Raw genomic sequence first — 18,267 nt, 5'->3', positions numbered from 1 at the left:
GCCGGAAATCTTTCAAAAACAAAACGTGATTGTTGGCACTATATTAATAGGTATGTCCGATCGTAGTTATCAGCCGACAGTGGTCGGCCTGCGCGCATTTGTGGCTATCGCCCGTAAACGCCACTTCGGCAACGCTGCGGCCGAGCTCGGCGTGAGTCAGCCCTCCCTCTCGCAGGCCCTGTCGATGCTCGAAGAGGGGCTGGGCGTGCGGCTCGTCGAACGCAACACCCGCAAGGTGTTACTCACCCCCGAGGGCGAGACATTGCTGGAAAGGGCCACCGCGGCGTTGGACGCGGTGGACGAATTTACCGCTGCCGCAAGCGGCGTGCGCGACCCCTTCGCGCAGACGCTGCGGCTCGGCCTGATCCCCACGGTGGCTCCTTATGTGCTGCCGATGGTGCTCAGCGGCCTGTCCCGCGAGTTCCCGGAGATGTCCCTGCGGGTCACCGAGGACCAGACCGTGCGGCTCTTGCGATCCCTGGCCGACGGGTCACTGGACGTCGCGGTCATGGCACTGCCCGCGCAAACTCCCGGGATGGCGGAGATTCCCATGTACCGGGAGGACTTCGTGTTGGCCCTACCGGCAGGACATCCGCTCGCCGGTAGCCATGCGGTCGATCCTGCGGTGCTTGCCGAGATGCCGCTGCTGTTGCTGGATGAGGGACATTGCCTGCGCGATCAAGCCCTGGAGGTATGCCAACTCGCCGGGGTACGGCCCGACCTCGGCCACACCCGCGCGGCCTCACTGGCCACCGCGGTGCAGTGCGTCGAGGGCGGTCTTGGGGTCACGCTCATCCCGGGCACCGCCGTCACCGTCGAGACCGCCAGCGGCGGATTGGCCACCGCCACCTTCGCGGCACCCGTCCCGGGACGGCGGATCGGCCTGGTGTACCGCGCGATCAGTGGCCGCGAGGATGCCTACCGACAGCTGGCCGAGCTGTTGACCCGTCTCGTCGCGGCGGTACACCCGGTCGCTGCGGAGGCCGCCTAACGCCAGCGCGCGAGGATCTCCTCGGCCCGTGTCGACAGTGCCCGCTGCAGGAAGGGACCGAAACTGATCCGCCCCACACCGAGGGGCCCGAACGAGGCCGGGTCATCCACATCGGGCACCGCGATCGCGTTCACCGGAAGCGGAAGCTCGGATGTCAAGCGCCGCTGCACCTCAGGAGCGTGACGGCCCACCGGATACAGCGAGTCGGCACCCGCCTCGGCGGCCAGGGCGAGACGCGCGATAGCCCGCTCGACCCGATCCGACTCGTCCCCGATCTGCCGCAAGAGGATGTCGGTACGTGCATTGATCACCACCGGCACACCCGCCGCGTCGGCCGCAACACGAAGTGCACCAACAAGATCGGCGTGTTCCTGCGGCTCACGGATCCGCCCGCCCTCGCTATGCACCGAGTCCTCGATGTTCAGACCGGCCGCGCCCGCTTCGATCAGTCCCTCGATGAGTCGCTGGGGTGTCTGCGCATAGCCTGACTCGATGTCCACCGACACCGGCAGGTCGACTGCGGCGGTGATCTGCGAGACCCGGTCCAGCACGTCCTCGTAGGACATCCCCTCCGCATCGGGCTTGCCCACCGAATCGGCAAGCGGATGCGAACCCACTGTCAGCGCGGCAAAACCGGCATCCGCCGCGAGCCGCGCGGACCACGCATCCCACACCGTCGGCAGAAATACCGGGTCGCCCGGCACGTGCAGTGACTTCAGCAGGGTGGCCTTGGCAGCGAGGTCGTTGGTCATGCCTACATCCAACCCTGCCCGGTGCGGATTTACTCCGCCGATGCGCCCGCGGAACCACGGCGTGCCATGAGACGCGCGACCGCGTCGTGCATGTGCTCCTCAATGAGTCGATAGGCAGCGGGCGCGTCACCGGCCCCGATCGCCGCGCAGAGCACCTCGTGTTCCCGAACCTGCTCCCGCAGGTCCGGGTAGGTGCCCTGCAACTCGCCCAGCAGCATCCGCGTCTCCAGCAGCAGCGTACGCATCGCCCGGCGCAATCGCGGACTTCCCGAGCAGTCGACCAGCACCTCGTGGAAGTCCTGATCGGCATCGGTCACGGCGACGATATCGCCGCGAGTGGCGGCCTCCGTCATCACCGCCACCGGCACGAGCAGCCGCCGGTAGGCGGTGACAGTATCGCCGGACATGATGCACTCCAAGGCCGCTCGCTCGATGGCGGCCCGCGACCGGTAGACGTCGAGGACATCTTCATCGGTCAGCTCGATGACGAAGATGCCGCGATTACGCTCGCTGCGCAGCAGGCCCTCCGACACCAAGCGCTGCATGGCTTCGCGCAGCGGTCCGCGGGACACCGCGAACTGTGCCGCCAGCGAAGCCTCCCCCAACTGAGCACCCGGTGGCAGGACCCCGCGCATGATCGCGATCCGCAGCCGCTCCGCGATCAGCTCGGCGGTCGATTGCCGCTCCAGCGGAGCGAACTCCTCAGGTACCAGCGTGGTCATTGTCGTCTCCTGAAAAGCCGCCCCAAACCCGGAGCTGTGCCAGCCTCGGGCACCTCGTCGATTAATCGCAAACCTTCCCACACCGTCACCTGGTTCGCCGTCAATACCGCCTTGTCCAGCCGCGATTCGAGCCGCTCGACGTGTGCGATGGTGTGCATGGCGGTATCGGGGATCAACAGTGCTTGGGCGTCCGGGTGGTCATTGACAGCCGCCAGCTCGTCGACCTGGTCCGCCGTGAGACGGCCCACCTCCGCGGCGGTATCGATGCCCGCATCCCCCATCGCCACTACCTCAACATCGTGGGCAGCCAGGAACGTGACAAACAGCTCGGCGATATCGCGCGGATAGCTCGCCGCCACCGCCACCTTCGAAATTCCCAGTGCAGCGGCCGCATTGACGAAGGCGAAGGATGTGCTGGATGCCGGGGTGCCGCTGCGCTCCGACAGGCCCGCCACCTGCTCGGCGGCACCCTGCGGGCCATACACGAAGCTGCCCGAGGTGCACGCCCATACAACAGCACCCGGCTCGTGCGGGCGCAGCAGCCGCACGCCCTCCGCAAGTTTGTCCGGGCTGCCCAGATCCAGCAGCTCGGGAACCGCGTGCAGGTCGGTGCCGTAGATATGCACGACGGGGAAGTTCATATCCAGCTGACGCGCCACCAGCGGGTAGTCCGATTCGGCCGCGTGGTCTGGGTAGATGAACCCCACCGTTGGACGCGTATTACTCACTCGAACCTCCTCCGAACACGCCGCGGAGCCACCTGCCGGGCCCCATCATGGGAAGACTCATCCGGTCAAGACAGGCCCAGATGGTCAGTTGGTTGGCCGTCAGCACCGGCTTACCGAGCAGGCGCTCCAACGGGTCGATCACGTCGTAGGTGCGCAGATTGGTACAACTGACGAAGATCGCCTCGGCATCGTCGGTATCGGCGGCCAGGATCCGCTCGGCGACGGTGCGGTAGTTGACCTTCCAGATGCCCCCGCCCAGGCCCAAATGGTCGGTGCGCACCACCGTGACGCCCAACTCCCCCAAGAACTTCGCGAGTAGTTCGGTCAGCTCGGCGTCGTACGGGGTGATGACGCTGATCCGGTTGATGTTCAGCGCGGTCACCGCCTCGGCCAACGCCCCCGAGGTGGTGACGGCCGACTTGGCGCCGGCCGCCATGATGGCCTCAACCAGTTCCCGCTCATGCTCGACGCCACGGATGAAGCTTCCCGAAGTACACAGGTATGCAACGACTTCCGGCTCTACATGCAACACGTCGCGGGTGGCCGCCTGCAGGTGACCGGTGTTGGACACCAGCTCCGCCATGGCCCGGCTCACCGGCACCGGCTCGTATGGCGTGCGGGCGAGATGTAGAGACACCTCAGCAGGAATCCACCGCCAGAGCTCACGCTCCAGCGCGAGATCAAAGGGGGCGATGATGCCGATACCTCGCTGATCGGCCGACTCCGCGAAGTCGGGAAGTGACGAAAGATCCACCGGCAGGGCCTAACACTCGCAGCATCGCTTCGCGCCTGAGCCAGAGCTGATCATCGCTCAGATTGTTGACAATCATACGATATCTCCTTACGGTGTCAACGTGAGTGCCCGCCGGATTGTCGCGGATGAGCCGCTTGCGCGAAGACCAGTAATAGTGGTGCAGCACGCCGCCGCGGTTCCGGACCGTCTCGGTCCTATCGCTGAGATCGCCGAACTACGACTGGTGAAATCGGGCCAACTCGCCACGGCACTGCCCGGAGCCGAGATCCTCTTCGTCTACGACTTCCGTTCCCCTGCACTGCGCGAAAACTGGTATGCCGCAGACTCGCTACGCTGGGTACAGATCGCGTCTACGGGCGTCGATCCTGTGCTCTTCGGCGAGCTTGTCACGAGCGACGTCGTGCTCACGAATTCACGCGGGATCTTCGAACGCCCCATCGCTGAATACGTGCTTGCGCAGATCCTGGCCTTCGCCAAGGACATTCGCCGATCCACCCACGCACAAGCGGCGCTGAGCTGGCGGCACTTCGAATCAGAGCCCATTGAGGGCGTCGCCGTCGCGGTGCTCGGCACCGGGCCGATAGGGCAGGCCATCGCCACACTGTTGAGCGCCGTCGGCATGCGGGTCACCGTGATCGGTCGGGCCGAGTCCACCGAATTGGCCTCGCACGTCGGCGATGTCGAGTATCTGGTGCTCGCGGCGCCGTTGACGGTACAGACGACGGGCCTCGTCAACGCGCATGTCCTGTCTGCCATGCGCCCCACCGCCCGTCTGATCAATGTGGGTCGTGGTGAACTGGTGGGAACCTGGGATCTGGTGTCCGCACTGCATCAGGGATCCATCGCCGGTGCCGCGCTGGACGTCACCGATCCCGAGCCGCTGCCCATTGGACATCCGTTGTGGCGCGCACCGAATACGCATATCACTCCGCACAACAGCGGTGACGTCCACGGCTGGTCCGATCGGTTACAGGACCAATTCATCGCCAATGTCGAGCGCTACCTCCGGGACGAGGAACTTCTGAACATCGTCGACAAGGACAGGATGCACGGCAATGCGTGAACCGACCGACCCCACCGAGATGACGGCGCTGGAGCTGGTGGCCGCCTACACCTCGGGCGAGCTTTCGCCGGTGGAGGCGACGGCGGCGGTGCTGTCTCGGATAGCCCAAACCGACAGTGCCATCAATGCGTACTGTCTCGTCGACGAGGAAGCGGCACTGGCGGCCGCCACCAAATCCGAAGAACGCTGGCGCGGCCACTACACCCGCGGGCTGCTCGACGGTGTGCCGATCTCGATCAAGGATGTCTTCCTGACCCGAAACTGGCCCACTCTGCGCGGCTCCGGACTGGTGGACACCGCCGGCCCCTGGGAGGTGGACTGCCCTGCCGTCCAGCGCATCCGGGCCGATGGCATGGTCATGGTCGGTAAGACCACCACGCCCGAGCTCGCCTGGAAGGGGGTCACCGACAGCCGACAGCGGGGAATCACCCACAACCCGGCCGACCCGCGCCGCACGGCCGGCGGGTCCTCGGGCGGCAGCGCCGCCGCGGTGGCCGCGGGCATGGCTCCGATGTCGATTGGCACCGACGGCGGAGGCAGCATCCGGATACCCGCCAGCTTCTGCGGGGTCGTCGGATTCAAACCCACTCATGGCCGGGTACCGATGTATCCGATCAGCCCCTTTGGCCCACTGGCACATGGCGGTCCGATCACCCGAACGGTCGAGGACGCCGCGCTGCTGATGGACATCATCAGTCTGCCGGACCACCGCGACCCCACCTCGCTGTCGCCCACGCTTACCACTTACCGCTCACAGGTGTACCGGGATATGACCGGTCTGGACATCGCGTACTCGCCCACGCTGGGATATGTCGACGTCGATCCCGAGGTGGCCGCCCTGGTGGAGAATGCGGTGAACGCCCTCGACGAGGCCGGGCTGCCCGTGACCCACGCCGATCCGGGATTCACCGATCCTGTCGATGCCTTCGAAACATTATGGGCCGCAGGAGCAGCCGCCAGCCTGAACACCTACGGGGTCCGCACCGAGGTACGCGACGGCATCGATCCGGGGCTGGCGCAGATGTGGGATACCGGTGCCGGGGCCTCTGCCACCGAATATCTGGCGGCGCGCAACACCTGCGTGCAACTGGGTATCGCCATGGGCGGTTTCCACGAGGTGCACAACGTCCTCATCACCCCGACCGTGCCGATCCCCGCCTTCCCGCTGGGCGCTGACGTTCCCCCGGACTCCGGGATGCGATGGTGGGCCCAGTGGACGCCATTCACATACCCGTTCAACATGACTCAGCAGCCGGCGCTCTCAATTCCGGTGGGCAAAACCGCACAGGGGCTGCCGGTGGGCATGCAGATCATCGGCCCGCGCCACAGCGACGACCTAGTGCTGGCGGTGGGCCATTTCGCCGAGCGGGTGCTCGCGGGCTAGGAACAGGCTATGCCCGCGCGAAGGCCAGCTGCTCACCCTGAACCCCGGTAAGCCACAGGTCCTGGCAGGCCGCCGCGATATCGGCCAGACCCTCTTCGATGGTCGCGAAGACATTTCCGGGCACCCAGCCGGCATCACCGTTGATCAGGAGATTGTTCCGGCCGTAGAAGATCGCCAGATCGGTGGCGCCTTGCGCCGAATGCGCCTCCGATCCCGGCTCGTATCCGTAAGCGGGATTACCGATCTCCCACGGTTCGAAACCGAAGAAGCACACGTCGCCGGGGATGGGGGTGACGGTCGGGTTCTCGCGGCCTGGTGCGGGCAGCAAGGGGGGCAGCAGGGTGTACACCTCATTGCGTGCGTACTTGGCGTGATAGGCCTGACCGACGACCGGTAATGAACTCCACACCGCGTCGCAGGTTCTCGGTGCCTCGGCGTCCAGGAGCCGCGCACGACAGGTGATGTCCCGCTTGGTCAGCGTGATCGAGATATAGCGGTCCATCACAGCCCTGCCAATACGGTGCTCCAGATGCCGAGCGCATCGGATATCTGGTCGGTCGTCACCACCAACGGCGGAATCATGCGCACCACATTCATGTGCGGTCCGCACATGAGCAGGAGCAATCCGTTCTCGGCGGCGGCGGCCTGCGCGCGGGCAGCCAGCTGCGGCGCGGGACGGCCATCCTGACTGAACTCCGCGCCAACCATCAAGCCCATTCCTCGCACGTCGCCGCCAATACCCTTCTCGGCCGCGATCTTCCGCGCACCATCGAGAAGCTCCCCGCCCCGCACTCGCGAGTTCGCGACGAGCTGTTCCTCGTCGATCACGTCGAGGGTGGCCACCGCTGCCGCACATGCGACGGCGTTGGCGCCGTAGGTACCCCCTTGTGAGCCGGGCCAGGCGCGCCCCATCAACTCGGCAGATGCCGCGATACCCGAGATGGGGAAACCGCTGGCGATGCCCTTGGCCATCACCAAGATATCCGGCGTTACGCCGAAATGCTGATGCCCGAAATACTCTCCGGTGCGGCCGAATCCGGTCTGGACCTCGTCGAGCACCAACAGGATGCCGTGCTCGCGGGCGCGCTCGGCAACGCCGACGAGGAACTCGGTGTTGGCGGGGATGTACCCGCCCTCTCCGAGCACCGGTTCGATGACCATCGCCGCCACCTGATTCGGCGCCGTCGCGGTGGCGAACAGGTAGTCGAGCTCTTGCAACGCGAACCGGGTAGCCTCGGTCTCGCTCCAGCCGTATCGATACGCCGTCGGGAACGGTGCGGTGTACACACCCGCCATCAAAGGCCCGATTCCCGAGGAGAATCGCGGTCCCGATGTCGTCATGGTTGCCGCGGCCAGCGTGCGGCCGTGAAATCCGCCCTGAAAGACAACAATATTCGGGCGACCGGTGGCCTGCCGCGCCAGCCTCACAGAGGCCTCGATGGCCTCACTGCCGGAATTGGCGAAGAACAACGAGTCCAGATCCGCAGGCAGCACGTCGCCAAGGCGGCGCACCAGGTTCTGCAGCGGACGGTGCATCACGGTGGTGTATTGCCCGTGGATCAGCGTGGCCACCTGCCGTTGCGCAGCCTCTACCACGCGCGGGTGGCAGTGACCGGTGCTCACTACGCCGATACCGGCGGTGAAATCCAGGTATTCACGATCACTTTCGTCGTATAGATAACAACCCTGGCCTCGCGCCGCCACCACCGAGGTGGCCTGCTTGAGCACGGGCGATAACGCGGTTGCGGATGAGCCGCTTGCGCGAAGACCCACAGTCACGGCGCCCCTTCCCTTGATACATCCGGAATTATTGTCGATTGTTGACAATCTCTCTAGCATGGTGGCATGCAGCCCGGCACAGTGTCTACCCCCCTGTCCACCGAGACCGCGGTGATCGCCACCGCACTCGCCCAGCAGGTCGGCCACGGCCCCACCTTCCCTGTCCTCGACCCTGCCACCGAGGAAGTGCTCGCCGACGTCGCCAACATGGATGGCCCCAGAGCCCTCGCCGCCTTGGACAATACCGTTGCGGTACAACGCTCTTGGGCCTCGACATCACCGCAGCAGCGTTCCGATGTGCTGATGCGCGCGTACACGCTGATGATCGAGAGCACCGAAGACCTGGCCCTGCTGATGACCCTGGAAATGGGCAAGCCCCTGGCTGAGTCGCGCGGTGAGGTCGCCTATGCGGCGGAGTTTCTCCGCTGGTTCGCCGGCGAGGCGGTGCGCCAGGACGGGGGCGTGATGCTGGCACCCGATGGCGGATCACGCTTGATCGTGACGCACCGACCGGTGGGACCGTGCCTGCTGATCACTCCGTGGAACTTCCCGTTGGCCATGGGGACACGAAAGATCGGTCCCGCACTGGCCGCGGGCTGTACCTGCCTGGTCAAACCCGCCGAGCAGACACCACTGTCGATGCTGGCCCTGCTCGGCATCCTGCGCCGGGCCGGAGTTCCCGATGGGGTGGTCTCCGTCATCACCACCGCCGACCCCGGATCGGCCATGGCTCCCCTGCTGGCCGATCCCCGGGTCCGCAAGCTCTCGTTCACCGGATCTACCGAAGTCGGTCGCTACCTCCTCGCGCAGTGCGCCCCCACCGTCAAGCGCACCTCCATGGAGCTGGGCGGAAACGCACCCTTCATCGTTTTCGACGATGCCGACCCCGAAGAGGCTGCCGCAGGCGCGCTGATCGCAAAGATGCGCAACATCGGGCAGGCCTGCACCGCCGCCAACAGGATCTACGTACAGCGCGCTATCGCGGGACCGTTCACCGACGCACTCACCGAACGACTCTCCGCGTTGCGCATGGGACGCGGTACCGAACCAGGGGTGGACGTGGGTCCACTGATTGACCCCGACGCCGTGGCCAAGGCCGACCGGCTGGTCAAGGACGCCCAGAATCGGGGAGCCACCGTGCGATTGGGAGGCGAGGCGCCCGGCGGCAGCGGCTACTTCTATCCCCCGTCGGTGCTGACGGACGTGCCCGATGACAGCGACATGATGCGCACCGAGATCTTCGCACCGGTTGCCGCGATAGCGAGCTTCGACACCGAGGAGGAAGTGATCGCCCGCGCCAATGACTCCGAATTCGGCTTGGTGGCATACCTATACACCAACGACACCCGTCGCGGATGGCGTGTGTCGGAAGCACTGGAGACCGGCATGGTGGGCCTGAATCGGCCCGTCGGGTCGACTCCCGCCGCGCCATTCGGCGGCGTCAAACAATCCGGGATCGGGCGCGAAGGAGGTTTCGCGGGCATCGAAGAGTTCCTGGAGACCAAGTACATCGGTGCGGCCGTATGAGCGCCCGGATGAGAGTAGCGACCATTCCGGGTGACGGGATCGGCGTCGACGTGACCCGGGAGGCGGCCAAGGTGATGGACGCCGCCACCGGCGGAGGCATCGAATGGACCGAATTCGACTACTCCTGCGAGAGATACGCCAAGACCGGCGCCATGATGCCCGAGAACGCGCCCGCGATATTGTCCGGGTTCGACGCGATTCTGCTTGGCGCCGTGGGGTATCCGGGCGTTCCCGATGACGTGTCGCTATGGGGCCTGCTGATCCCGTTGCGGCGGGCCTTCAACCAGTACGTGAACCTGCGACCCGTCCGCATGCTGCCCGGACTCGCCTCGCCCCTTGCCGGAGTGTCCGCGGATGACCTGTCGATGGTGATCGTCCGCGAGAACTCCGAGGGCGAATACTCCACCATTGGCGGCGTGCACAATCGCGGCAGCCAGCACGAATTCGCACTACAGGAATCAGTTTTCACTCGCATTGGATGTGAGCGGATCATCCGATACGCATTTGAACTGGCCACCTCGACAGGATTGCGGGTCTGTTCGGCGACAAAGTCCAACGGCATCATTCATTCAATGCCGTACTGGGACAGCATCTTCAATCAGGTAGCGGCCGAGTATCCACAGATACCGTCCATGTCGATGCATGTCGACGCCCTCGCCGCACGCATGGTCAGCGACCCGGGAAGCCTGGACGTCATCGTCGCTTCCAACCTCTTTGGCGACATCCTGTCCGACTTGGCGGCGGCCATCACCGGCGGACTCGGGCTCGCGGCGTCGGGAAACATCAACCCGGAACGCACGGCCATCTCCATGTTCGAGTCGGTACACGGCTCCGCGCCCGATATCGCCGGACAGGGCATCGCGAATCCCGTCGCGCAGATACTCGCCGGGGCAATGCTCCTGGATCATCTCGGCGAGACCGGCGCGGCGAACAAGATCCGCCGTGCCGTCGACCAAGTACTGGCAGAAGGTCGCGTCCGCACCCCCGATCTCGGCGGCACCGCCACCACCGAACAGCTCGGCACAGCAATCGCAGAATCCGCTCGGTGATCCTGAATTAACCAAAGACATCAGTGACTTGTGTCACCTCCCGTTCGGCTGTCCTGGCAAGATGGGTGTCGTAGCCTGTGATCCACGACACCTTCAGCCCAAGGAGTCCGATGTCGACGAAGACGGAGCTCACCGAGCTCAACCAAGCACTTGGCAGCCTGCGCCGCTGTGTCCATTCCCTGGAGTCTCGGTACGGCGACCTGCCGGCCGTGCGCCGCATCGTCAATGACGTGGAGCGGCTGGATATCGATGCCGCCGACCTGGACCTCTCACCGCATGAACACCGCCATGGCAACGACGAGAAGATCCAGATCCCCGACACCGAATACGACCGGGAGTTCTGGGGCGATATCGACGACGAAGGCGTGGGGGGCTATCGATGAGGCCCCCGCTAGCGGGAGGTACCCCCCGCTTGCGCGAAGAGCAAGGAATCAGATGAGCCAAGCCACCGGGGTCTTCTCGCCTTCGCGTGCCCAGATTCAGCAGCGCACGCTACGCACCGATAAGTGGTGGCTAGCACCATTACTCACCAACCTCGGCCTGGCGACCTTCGTCATCTATGCCACCGTGCGGGCATTTTGGGGTAGCGCGTACTGGGTACCGCAGTATCACTACCTGACGCCGTTCTATTCGCCATGCGTCAGCACCGCCTGCGCCCCCGGGGCCAGTCACTTCGGGCATTGGGTAGGCGATCTGCCCTGGTTCATTCCCATGGCATTCGTCTCACTGCCATTCCTTTTGGCCTTCCGGCTGACCTGCTACTACTACCGCAAGGCCTACTACCGATCGGTCTGGCAATCGCCCACCGCCTGCGCCGTCGCGGAGCCGCACGCAAAGTACTCCGGCGAGACCAAGCTGCCACTGATCATGCAGAACCTTCACCGGTACTTCTTCTATGCCGCCGCGATCATCTCGATCGTCAACACCTACGACGCCATCGTCGCCTTCCATTCGGAGAAGACCGGCGGCTTCGGATTCGGCTTAGGCAACGTGATCTTGGTGACCAACGTCGTCCTGTTATGGGTGTACACGGTGTCCTGCCACTCCTGCCGGCACGTCACCGGCGGGCGGCTCAAGCACTTCTCCAAACACCCTGTCCGATATTGGATCTGGACACAGGTCAGCAAGCTCAACACCAGGCACATGCTGTTCGCCTGGATCACGCTGTGCACGCTGATTCTCACCGACCTGTACGTCATGCTGGTAGCCAGCGGCACCATCTCCGACCTGAGATTTGTTGGTTAGCAACCACATCCATTCGCAACCAAATGGGGTTAATTAATGGCTGAACTCGAACGGCACCAATACGACGTCGTCGTGATCGGTGCCGGTGGCGCCGGCCTGCGTGCCGTCATCGAGGCCCGTGAGCAGGGGTTCAAGGTCGCGGTGATCTGTAAGTCTCTGTTCGGCAAGGCACATACCGTGATGGCCGAGGGCGGCTGTGCGGCCTCGATGGGTAACGCCAACGACAAGGACAGCTGGCAGGTGCACTTCGGCGACACCATGCGCGGCGGCAAGTTCCTGAACAACTGGCGGATGGCCGAGTTGCACGCCAAGGAGGCTCCAGACCGGGTCTGGGAGCTGGAAACCTATGGCGCGTTGTTCGACCGCACCAAGGACGGCAGGATCAGCCAGCGCAACTTCGGCGGCCACACCTATCCGCGGCTTGCACACGTCGGTGACCGCACCGGCCTGGAGATCATCCGCACCATGCAACAGAAGATCGTCTCGCTGCAGCAGGAGGACTTCGCCGAAACCGGTGACTACGAGGCCCGTATCAAGATTTTCGCCGAGTGCACTGTCACCGACTTGCTCTTGGACAGCAGCGATGGCGGATCCAGAATCTCGGGCGCCTTCGCATATTGGCGCGAATCGGGACGGTTCATCCTCTTCGAAGCACCCGCAGTGGTTTTGGCCACGGGCGGTATCGGTAAGTCATTCAAGGTGTCGTCGAACTCCTGGGAGTACACCGGCGACGGGCATGCCCTGGCGCTGCGCGCCGGAGGAACGCTGATCAACATGGAGTTCATTCAGTTTCACCCGACCGGCATGGTCTGGCCGCCCTCGGTCAAGGGCATCTTGGTCACCGAAGGTGTGCGCGGTGATGGTGGAGTACTCAAGAACTCCGAGGGCAAGCGGTTCATGTTCGACTACATTCCCGCGGTGTTCAAGGGTCAGTACGCCGAGACCGAGGAAGAAGCCGATCAATGGCTCAAGGACAACGACTCGGCGCGGCGCACCCCTGATCTGCTGCCCCGCGATGAGGTCGCCCGGGCCATCAACTCCGAAGTCAAGGCAGGCCGCGGCACTCCGCACGGAGGCGTCTACCTGGACATCGCTTCGCGCATCCCCACCGAGGAGATCAAGAGGCGGCTGCCGTCGATGTACCACCAGTTCAAGGAACTGGCCGAGGTAGACATCACCAAAGACGATATGGAAGTCGGACCGACCTGTCACTACGTGATGGGCGGTATCGAGGTCGATCCCGATTCCGGTGCCGCGACGGTGCCGGGGCTCTTCGCCGCAGGCGAATGCTCCGGCGGCATGCACGGCTCAAATCGGTTGGGCGGCAATTCCCTATCGGACCTGCTCGTGTTCGGGCGCCGCGCCGGCCTGGGCGCCGCGGAATACGTCAAGGGGCTCACGTCTCGTCCTCAGATCTCCGAGTCCGACGTCGACAAGGCCGCCGTCCTTGCTTTGGCACCCTTCGGCGACCCCGCGGCCGAGGGTGCCGAGAATCCCTACACCCTGCACACCGACTTGCAGCAGGCGATGAACGACCTGGTCGGCATCATCCGCAAGGAGGAAGAGGTCGAGCAGGCCCTGGTCAGGCTGAACGAGCTCAAGGAGCGCTTCAAACGCGTTGCGGTAGAGGGGCATCGGCAGTTCAACCCGGGATGGCACCTGGCGATCGACATGCGCAACATGCTGCTGGTCAGTGAATGCGTGGCCAAGGCGGCCCTGCTGCGCACCGAGAGCCGCGGCGGACACACCCGCGACGATCACCCGAACATGGATGCCACCTGGCGCAAGACGCTCCTGGTGTGCAGCACCACCGGAGGCGACCCGACCGTCCCCGACGTGCTTGTCACCCCGGAACCCCAGATCCCATTGCGCCCAGATCTTTTGGAACTGTTCGAGATCGGCGAGCTGGAGAAGTACTTCACGCCGGAAGAACTGGCAGAACATTCGGGAAGGAAATCCTGACGTGAACTACGACGCACAACTCCGGGTCTGGCGAGGCGATGATGACGGCGGTGAGCTCGTCGATTACACCGTTCCGGTGAGCGAGGGCGAGGTGGTGCTCGACATCATCCATCGCATCCAAGCCACCCAGGCCTCAGATCTGGCGGTGCGCTGGAACTGCAAGGCCGGCAAGTGTGGGTCCTGCTCGGCCGAGATCAACGGCCGTCCACGGCTAATGTGCATGACCCGGATGTCGACTTTCGATGAGTCCGACACCATCACCGTGACCCCCTTACGCGCCTTCCCGGTGATTCGCGACCTGGTCACAGACGTGTCGTTCAACTACCAAAAGGCCAGGGAAGTCCAATCATTCACCCCGCCTAAAGACTTGAAGCCCGGCGAGTACCGGATGCAGCAGGAGGACGTGGAACGGTCACAGGAGTTCCGCAAGTGCATCGAATGCTTCCTCTGCCAGAACACCTGCCACGCGGTGCGCGATCATGAGGAGAACAAGAAGGCCTTCGCCGGCCCGCGCTATCTGATGCGCGTAGCCGAGCTGGAGATGCACCCGCTCGACGTCGCCGACCGCCGCGAGGCGGCACAGGAGGAACTCGGCCTCGGCTACTGCAACATCACCAAATGCTGCACCGAGGTGTGCCCGGAGGGCATCCACATCACCGATAACGCGCTGATCCCCATGAAGGAACGCGTTGCCGACAGCAAGTACGACCCGATTGTCTGGTTGGGTAACAAGTTGTTCCGTCGTTAGCCAGGTTTGGTATAGGAGAAACGCATGGAAACCTGGCTCGTCATCGTCATCGCCGCTGTCTGCCTGGCAGCCGCAGGTGCCGTCGCGGGCTTGATCCTGCTGGCAATCCTTGCCGCGGGGGGTATCTCCGCCGCGCGATTCAACCTCACCCCCGTGGCCGCCGATCAGCTGCGCGAGTACCTGGACTCCGAGGCCTCCTTCGCGCTCTCCGTCCAGCGCGACTTCTTCAATCCGCCCGATCAGGTGTTCAAGGCCCTGCTTGACGAGCGGTTCATGAGCTGGACCCCGTTCACCACCGGCGTGGACTACGCCGGCACAGCACTGCGCGAGGTGGGAACCAAACGCGCGTTCGTCAACACCTTCGTCGTACTGGCCGAACAGATCGTCGTCAATGAGCCCAGCCGCATTCTGGGTGTCACCATCACCGCGTGTTCCATTCCGCTGGTTCTGGATTCGGCCGCAGAGATATTCGAGGTAGCCGACAACGGTACGGGCGGCACTCGGCTGACCTGGCACGTGGGTGGCACCCCGAAGTGGATCGGTTGGCTGCCGCTGCGCCTGGCCGCCCCCTTCGTTCGCCCCATCGCCCGATGGCAGATCGGCAAGCTCCGAGCCATCATCGGGCGCCGCTGAACTCCAAGTTGTTGGCCCGGACTTTGTGGCTGGTTGCCAATGCCCATTTCACGCAATGCGGGCAGCATCGGAATATGGGTGACACCGTGAGCGTGGCCGATATCCGCACTGCCATCAAAGAGCTGTCGTTGCGCGCCGATCTTGCCGATCGCGAAGGTCGCGCCGATGATGCACGCGAACTCCGCGATCGCATCCGCGGATACCAAGAAGAACTCGCCAAACGTCCCTAGGCAACGCTGCCACGAGGGACGGACCAGGAGCGGATTTCTTATATCGCATTGTATCTATATAGATGAAATGCGATACTCGATGCATGGACGCTTTCGAGGCCGTCGCAGAGCCAAGCCGCCGGATTCTGCTCGATGCCCTGGCCGGCGGCGAATGGACCGCCGGGGAACTCGTCGCGACACTGCCTGGCCTGACCCAGCCCACCGTCTCGCGACATCTACGCGTGCTGCGCGAGGCGGGTCTCGTCGAGGTCAAACCGGACGCGCAACGCCGGATCTATGCGCTGCGCGCCGACGGCCTGGTCCAGATCGACCAGTGGATCGACCCATACCGACACTTCTGGAGTGACCGGCTGAACGCGATGGAGCGCCACTTGCCCTAGTGGCGAGACGACTGGCGGCAGTGACCTAACGGCCCGCCCACCGAACCTCAATACCTTCCGCACCCACCTGCTGACCCGGGCGGGACGTCACCTGTACCTCGACTTCCCGCCCGGTCGTCTTGTCGATCAGTTCTAGCGGCTTGCGCCCGTCCTGCAGGTACTCGTCCCCCCACTTGAGCAAAGACAGCAACACCGGAAGCAGATCCTCGCCCATCCGGGTCAACACGTACCCGTCTCGCTCCCGCTGGCCGGGCTCGCGATAGGGCACCTTCTCGATGACGCCCGCCGCCTCCAATTGCTTGAGTGCACGCGACACCGCCGGCGCCGATACCCCGACGCGCTCGGAAAACTCGTCGAACCGGGTTGAACCGTAGAAGCATTCGCGGACGATCAGGAATGCGGTCTTGGTACCCAGTAAGTCCAGGGCCTTCCCGATCGAACACGCATCGGTGTTCCAGCGGGACCGGTCCTGCAACAGCCGCTCGAACCCCATGGTCACCAGCCCATTATAACTAATGCTTGCGTTATTCAGCTAGTGTCGCTAGCGTTCTAACTAACGTAATCGTTAGTTAGGAGATAGGGATGCTGGAAAACAAGGTCGTACTGATCACCGGAGGACGCCGCGGGTTGGGCGCCGCCATCGTCGACGAGGTGCTGAGCCGCGGAGCCCGCAAGGTCTACAGCACCGCCCGCCAACCATTCGAGGATCCGCGCGAGCAGGTGGCGACCAAACAGCTCGAGGTAGCCTCCGAGTCCTCGGTGCAGGCCCTGGCCAGCGAGCTCACCGACGTCGACGTCGTGGTCAACAACGCCGGTGTGCTGCATCCCGATTCCCTGCTCACCGGCGACCTCGAGCGAGTCGACGCGACGTTCCAGACCAACGTGTTCGGCCCGCTGCGGGTCATCCGGGCATTCGCGCCGATCCTCAAGGCCAATGGCGGCGGAGCGATCGTCAACATCCACTCGGTGCTCTCGTGGCTGGGTGGCGCCGGCGCCTACGGCGCGTCGAAGGCAGCCATCTGGTCGGTGACCAACACGCTGCGCCTGGAGCTGGAACCTCAGCACACACACGTGCTGGGCGTGCACGCCGGATTCATCGACACGGACATGGTGTCCGCCCTTGACGTTCCGAAGACACCACCCGGCGTGATCGCGGCACGCATCATCGATGCGCTGGAGAAGGGCGATAACGAGGTGCTGACCGACGATCTCACCGCCCAGGTCAAGTCCCAGCTGTCCGGGCCGGTCGAGAACCTCGCCTACCGCCCCGGTCACTAGTCCGCGCACCTACCAGGAGACCACCGAGATGCCCCTCTGGACGATCTACCACACACCACATGTGTTTTCCGACAACGAGAAATCCGAACTGGCCAAGAGCATCACCGAGGTGTACGTCACCGTGGGGCTCCCACGGTTCTACGTGGTCACGGTGTTCAAGGAGATTGAACCGTCCGACTTCTACGTCGGCGGCGAACAAACTGGGACCGCCGTCCGGATCGTCGTGGAACACATCGCTCGCACCCTGCCCGATAAGGCAGGGCGCGAGCGCATCACCCAGTACCTCGGCCGGGTCCTGGCCCCGCACCTGGACAGGGCGGACCTGCACTGGGAGTTCCACATCGACGAGACCAGCGAGGAACTCTGGATGATCAACGGGCTGGTGCCGCCCCCGATGAGTTCGGACGCCGAACGCGAATGGGCACGAACAAACCGCAGCAGCCCCTACCCGGCACCCGTCTAACCGATCAGCTTACGGAACTTGCTGCGGTGGAACACGATCGGCGCGACCGCGGAATGCACGGTCAACCCGTGAATGTTGAGGATGACAATCGCGTGATCACCGGCGGGCACCTCCGACTGGATGGAGGTCTCGATCCAGGCGGTGGTGCCACCGACGAATACGGCGCCGCTCTCCGTGGTCGAGGTGTCCAGCCCGGCGAACCGGTCACCGGTCTTGGCGGCCAGGGTGCGGGCGGCGTCGTCGTGCGCCTCCCCCAACACACTGATACCCAGGCGTGGGGCCACCCGCAAGTTGGGCCACGTTGTCGAAGAGTTCTGGACGCAGAACGCCACAAGCGGCGGATCCAGCGACACCGGCACAAATGTGCTGACAGCCAATCCGGTTCGCGTTCCACCGATCTCGGCGGCAATGGCCACCACGCCGGTCGGGAAGTGCCCGAACGCCTCCCGCAGCGTCGCCGCATCCAAAGTGGTATCGCTCGTCATAACTGGATGTCACCTCTAGTCTTGCTACATGACGTCACATGTGACCCTACGCGTCGACGGCGAGGTAGCTCGCGTCACCTTGTCCCGGCCCGAG

22 protein-coding genes are annotated in these 18,267 nt (G+C 64.3%); 14 read left to right on the top strand and 8 right to left on the bottom strand.

What is annotated here, in order from left to right; genetic code table 11:
* The first annotated feature begins 52 nt into the window (after positions 1–52).
* Positions 53–991, top strand: a complete 939-nt coding sequence (locus B4383_RS21415; protein ID WP_078293209.1) for a hydrogen peroxide-inducible genes activator — start codon at positions 53–55, stop codon at positions 989–991.
* Here the strand turns inward: B4383_RS21415 and B4383_RS21410 are convergent.
* From B4383_RS21410 to B4383_RS21395, 4 genes are read right to left on the bottom strand one after another with little or no spacing between them, the layout of a single operon-like run.
* Entirely contained in the window at positions 988–1,743 is a 756-nt protein-coding gene (locus B4383_RS21410; RefSeq protein WP_078293208.1) for an isocitrate lyase/phosphoenolpyruvate mutase family protein, read from the bottom strand. The two genes, B4383_RS21415 and B4383_RS21410, sit on opposite strands and share 4 nt — an antisense overlap.
* A gap of 29 nt (positions 1,744–1,772) precedes the next feature.
* On the bottom strand, positions 1,773–2,465 hold the full coding sequence (locus tag B4383_RS21405) for a GntR family transcriptional regulator (protein WP_078293207.1): 693 nt from the start codon (positions 2,463–2,465) through the stop codon (positions 1,773–1,775).
* Positions 2,462–3,193 (bottom strand): maleate cis-trans isomerase, encoded by a 732-nt coding sequence (locus tag B4383_RS21400; RefSeq protein WP_078293206.1) that lies wholly within the window; start codon positions 3,191–3,193, stop codon positions 2,462–2,464. The genes B4383_RS21405 and B4383_RS21400 overlap by 4 nt, the downstream gene beginning before the upstream one ends.
* The gene (locus tag B4383_RS21395) at positions 3,186–3,947 is read right to left on the bottom strand and encodes an Asp/Glu/hydantoin racemase (RefSeq protein ID WP_078293205.1); all 762 of its coding nucleotides are present in this window, start codon (positions 3,945–3,947) and stop codon (positions 3,186–3,188) included. The genes B4383_RS21400 and B4383_RS21395 overlap by 8 nt, the downstream gene beginning before the upstream one ends.
* A gap of 100 nt (positions 3,948–4,047) precedes the next feature.
* On the opposite strand from B4383_RS21395, the gene B4383_RS21390 reads away from it, so the two are divergent.
* Both B4383_RS21390 and B4383_RS21385 read left to right on the top strand, forming a co-directional pair.
* Positions 4,048–5,010, top strand: coding sequence for a D-2-hydroxyacid dehydrogenase (locus tag B4383_RS21390; protein WP_286144089.1), 963 nt, complete (start codon positions 4,048–4,050; stop codon positions 5,008–5,010).
* Positions 5,003–6,394 (top strand): amidase, encoded by a 1,392-nt coding sequence (locus tag B4383_RS21385; protein WP_078293204.1) that lies wholly within the window; start codon positions 5,003–5,005, stop codon positions 6,392–6,394. The genes B4383_RS21390 and B4383_RS21385 overlap by 8 nt, the downstream gene beginning before the upstream one ends.
* Positions 6,395–6,401: 7 nt before the next feature.
* Here B4383_RS21385 and B4383_RS21380 read toward each other — a convergent pair whose 3' ends face one another.
* On the bottom strand, positions 6,402–6,896 hold the full coding sequence (locus B4383_RS21380) for a DUF3830 family protein (protein WP_078293203.1): 495 nt from the start codon (positions 6,894–6,896) through the stop codon (positions 6,402–6,404).
* Positions 6,896–8,173, bottom strand: a complete 1,278-nt coding sequence (locus B4383_RS21375) for an aminotransferase class III-fold pyridoxal phosphate-dependent enzyme (protein ID WP_078293202.1) — start codon at positions 8,171–8,173, stop codon at positions 6,896–6,898. The genes B4383_RS21380 and B4383_RS21375 overlap by 1 nt, the downstream gene beginning before the upstream one ends.
* Positions 8,174–8,239: 66 nt before the next feature.
* On the opposite strand from B4383_RS21375, the gene B4383_RS21370 reads away from it, so the two are divergent.
* The 9 genes from B4383_RS21370 (at position 8,240) to B4383_RS21335 (ending at position 15,947) form a co-directional block, all read left to right on the top strand.
* The gene (locus B4383_RS21370; protein ID WP_078293201.1) at positions 8,240–9,700 is read left to right on the top strand and encodes an NAD-dependent succinate-semialdehyde dehydrogenase; all 1,461 of its coding nucleotides are present in this window, start codon (positions 8,240–8,242) and stop codon (positions 9,698–9,700) included.
* On the top strand, positions 9,697–10,749 hold the full coding sequence (locus B4383_RS21365) for an isocitrate/isopropylmalate family dehydrogenase (RefSeq protein WP_078293200.1): 1,053 nt from the start codon (positions 9,697–9,699) through the stop codon (positions 10,747–10,749). The genes B4383_RS21370 and B4383_RS21365 overlap by 4 nt, the downstream gene beginning before the upstream one ends.
* A 110-nt stretch (positions 10,750–10,859) precedes the next feature.
* On the top strand, positions 10,860–11,132 hold the full coding sequence (locus tag B4383_RS21360; protein ID WP_078293199.1) for a hypothetical protein: 273 nt from the start codon (positions 10,860–10,862) through the stop codon (positions 11,130–11,132).
* Positions 11,133–11,184: 52 nt separating this feature from the next.
* Positions 11,185–11,994, top strand: coding sequence for a hypothetical protein (locus B4383_RS21355; protein WP_078293198.1), 810 nt, complete (start codon positions 11,185–11,187; stop codon positions 11,992–11,994).
* A gap of 36 nt (positions 11,995–12,030) precedes the next feature.
* Entirely contained in the window at positions 12,031–13,956 is a 1,926-nt protein-coding gene (locus tag B4383_RS21350) for a fumarate reductase/succinate dehydrogenase flavoprotein subunit (protein WP_078293197.1), read from the top strand.
* Position 13,957: 1 nt separating this feature from the next.
* Complete coding sequence (locus B4383_RS21345; RefSeq protein WP_078293196.1) at positions 13,958–14,704, top strand: succinate dehydrogenase/fumarate reductase iron-sulfur subunit; 747 nt, start codon at positions 13,958–13,960, stop codon at positions 14,702–14,704.
* A gap of 24 nt (positions 14,705–14,728) precedes the next feature.
* Positions 14,729–15,337 carry an SRPBCC family protein gene (locus B4383_RS21340; protein WP_078293195.1) on the top strand — a complete coding sequence of 203 codons (609 nt, stop codon included), beginning with the start codon at positions 14,729–14,731 and terminating at the stop codon, positions 15,335–15,337.
* 74 nt (positions 15,338–15,411) lie between these two features.
* Entirely contained in the window at positions 15,412–15,567 is a 156-nt protein-coding gene (locus tag B4383_RS26450) for a hypothetical protein (RefSeq protein ID WP_099051656.1), read from the top strand.
* A gap of 83 nt (positions 15,568–15,650) precedes the next feature.
* Positions 15,651–15,947: a metalloregulator ArsR/SmtB family transcription factor gene (locus B4383_RS21335; protein ID WP_078293194.1), complete on the top strand. Its 297-nt coding sequence runs from the start codon at positions 15,651–15,653 to the stop codon at positions 15,945–15,947.
* A gap of 25 nt (positions 15,948–15,972) precedes the next feature.
* Here the strand turns inward: B4383_RS21335 and B4383_RS21330 are convergent, their stop codons facing one another.
* On the bottom strand, positions 15,973–16,440 hold the full coding sequence (locus B4383_RS21330) for a helix-turn-helix domain-containing protein (protein WP_078293301.1): 468 nt from the start codon (positions 16,438–16,440) through the stop codon (positions 15,973–15,975).
* Between the two features lie 89 nt (positions 16,441–16,529).
* Between B4383_RS21330 and B4383_RS21325 the strand changes: the two genes are divergently transcribed.
* Positions 16,530–17,225 carry an SDR family oxidoreductase gene (locus B4383_RS21325; protein ID WP_078293193.1) on the top strand — a complete coding sequence of 232 codons (696 nt, stop codon included), beginning with the start codon at positions 16,530–16,532 and terminating at the stop codon, positions 17,223–17,225.
* A 28-nt stretch (positions 17,226–17,253) separates the two neighbouring features.
* Positions 17,254–17,688 (top strand): tautomerase family protein, encoded by a 435-nt coding sequence (locus tag B4383_RS21320; protein ID WP_078293192.1) that lies wholly within the window; start codon positions 17,254–17,256, stop codon positions 17,686–17,688.
* Here B4383_RS21320 and B4383_RS21315 read toward each other — a convergent pair.
* Entirely contained in the window at positions 17,685–18,173 is a 489-nt protein-coding gene (locus B4383_RS21315; RefSeq protein WP_078293191.1) for a flavin reductase family protein, read from the bottom strand. The two genes, B4383_RS21320 and B4383_RS21315, sit on opposite strands and share 4 nt — an antisense overlap.
* Between the last annotated feature and the right edge of the window lie 94 nt (positions 18,174–18,267).

The sequence above is a fragment of the Mycobacterium sp. D16R24 genome (genome assembly GCF_002013385.1).
GTDB lineage: Bacteria > Actinomycetota > Actinomycetes > Mycobacteriales > Mycobacteriaceae > Mycobacterium.
The sequence above is the reverse complement of the archived record's forward strand: the minus strand, read 5'-3'. Positions and strand labels throughout refer to the sequence as shown.

Excerpts from the sequence above, each read along its gene's own strand:
- B4383_RS21415 (WP_078293209.1), top strand. The coding sequence starts at position 53 with ATGTCCGATCGTAGTTATCAGCCGACAGTGGTCGGCCTGCGCGCATTT.
- B4383_RS21410 (WP_078293208.1), bottom strand. The coding sequence starts at position 1,743 with ATGACCAACGACCTCGCTGCCAAGGCCACCCTGCTGAAGTCACTGCAC.
- B4383_RS21405 (WP_078293207.1), bottom strand. The coding sequence starts at position 2,465 with ATGACCACGCTGGTACCTGAGGAGTTCGCTCCGCTGGAGCGGCAATCG.
- B4383_RS21385 (WP_078293204.1), top strand. The coding sequence starts at position 5,003 with ATGCGTGAACCGACCGACCCCACCGAGATGACGGCGCTGGAGCTGGTG.
- B4383_RS21380 (WP_078293203.1), bottom strand. The coding sequence starts at position 6,896 with ATGGACCGCTATATCTCGATCACGCTGACCAAGCGGGACATCACCTGT.
- B4383_RS21370 (WP_078293201.1), top strand. The coding sequence starts at position 8,240 with ATGCAGCCCGGCACAGTGTCTACCCCCCTGTCCACCGAGACCGCGGTG.
- B4383_RS21365 (WP_078293200.1), top strand. The coding sequence starts at position 9,697 with ATGAGCGCCCGGATGAGAGTAGCGACCATTCCGGGTGACGGGATCGGC.
- B4383_RS21360 (WP_078293199.1), top strand. The coding sequence starts at position 10,860 with ATGTCGACGAAGACGGAGCTCACCGAGCTCAACCAAGCACTTGGCAGC.
- B4383_RS21355 (WP_078293198.1), top strand. The coding sequence starts at position 11,185 with ATGAGCCAAGCCACCGGGGTCTTCTCGCCTTCGCGTGCCCAGATTCAG.
- B4383_RS21350 (WP_078293197.1), top strand. The coding sequence starts at position 12,031 with ATGGCTGAACTCGAACGGCACCAATACGACGTCGTCGTGATCGGTGCC.
- B4383_RS21340 (WP_078293195.1), top strand. The coding sequence starts at position 14,729 with ATGGAAACCTGGCTCGTCATCGTCATCGCCGCTGTCTGCCTGGCAGCC.
- B4383_RS26450 (WP_099051656.1), top strand. The coding sequence starts at position 15,412 with ATGGGTGACACCGTGAGCGTGGCCGATATCCGCACTGCCATCAAAGAG.
- B4383_RS21335 (WP_078293194.1), top strand. The coding sequence starts at position 15,651 with ATGGACGCTTTCGAGGCCGTCGCAGAGCCAAGCCGCCGGATTCTGCTC.
- B4383_RS21330 (WP_078293301.1), bottom strand. The coding sequence starts at position 16,440 with ATGGGGTTCGAGCGGCTGTTGCAGGACCGGTCCCGCTGGAACACCGAT.
- B4383_RS21325 (WP_078293193.1), top strand. The coding sequence starts at position 16,530 with ATGCTGGAAAACAAGGTCGTACTGATCACCGGAGGACGCCGCGGGTTG.
- B4383_RS21320 (WP_078293192.1), top strand. The coding sequence starts at position 17,254 with ATGCCCCTCTGGACGATCTACCACACACCACATGTGTTTTCCGACAAC.
- B4383_RS21315 (WP_078293191.1), bottom strand. The coding sequence starts at position 18,173 with ATGACGAGCGATACCACTTTGGATGCGGCGACGCTGCGGGAGGCGTTC.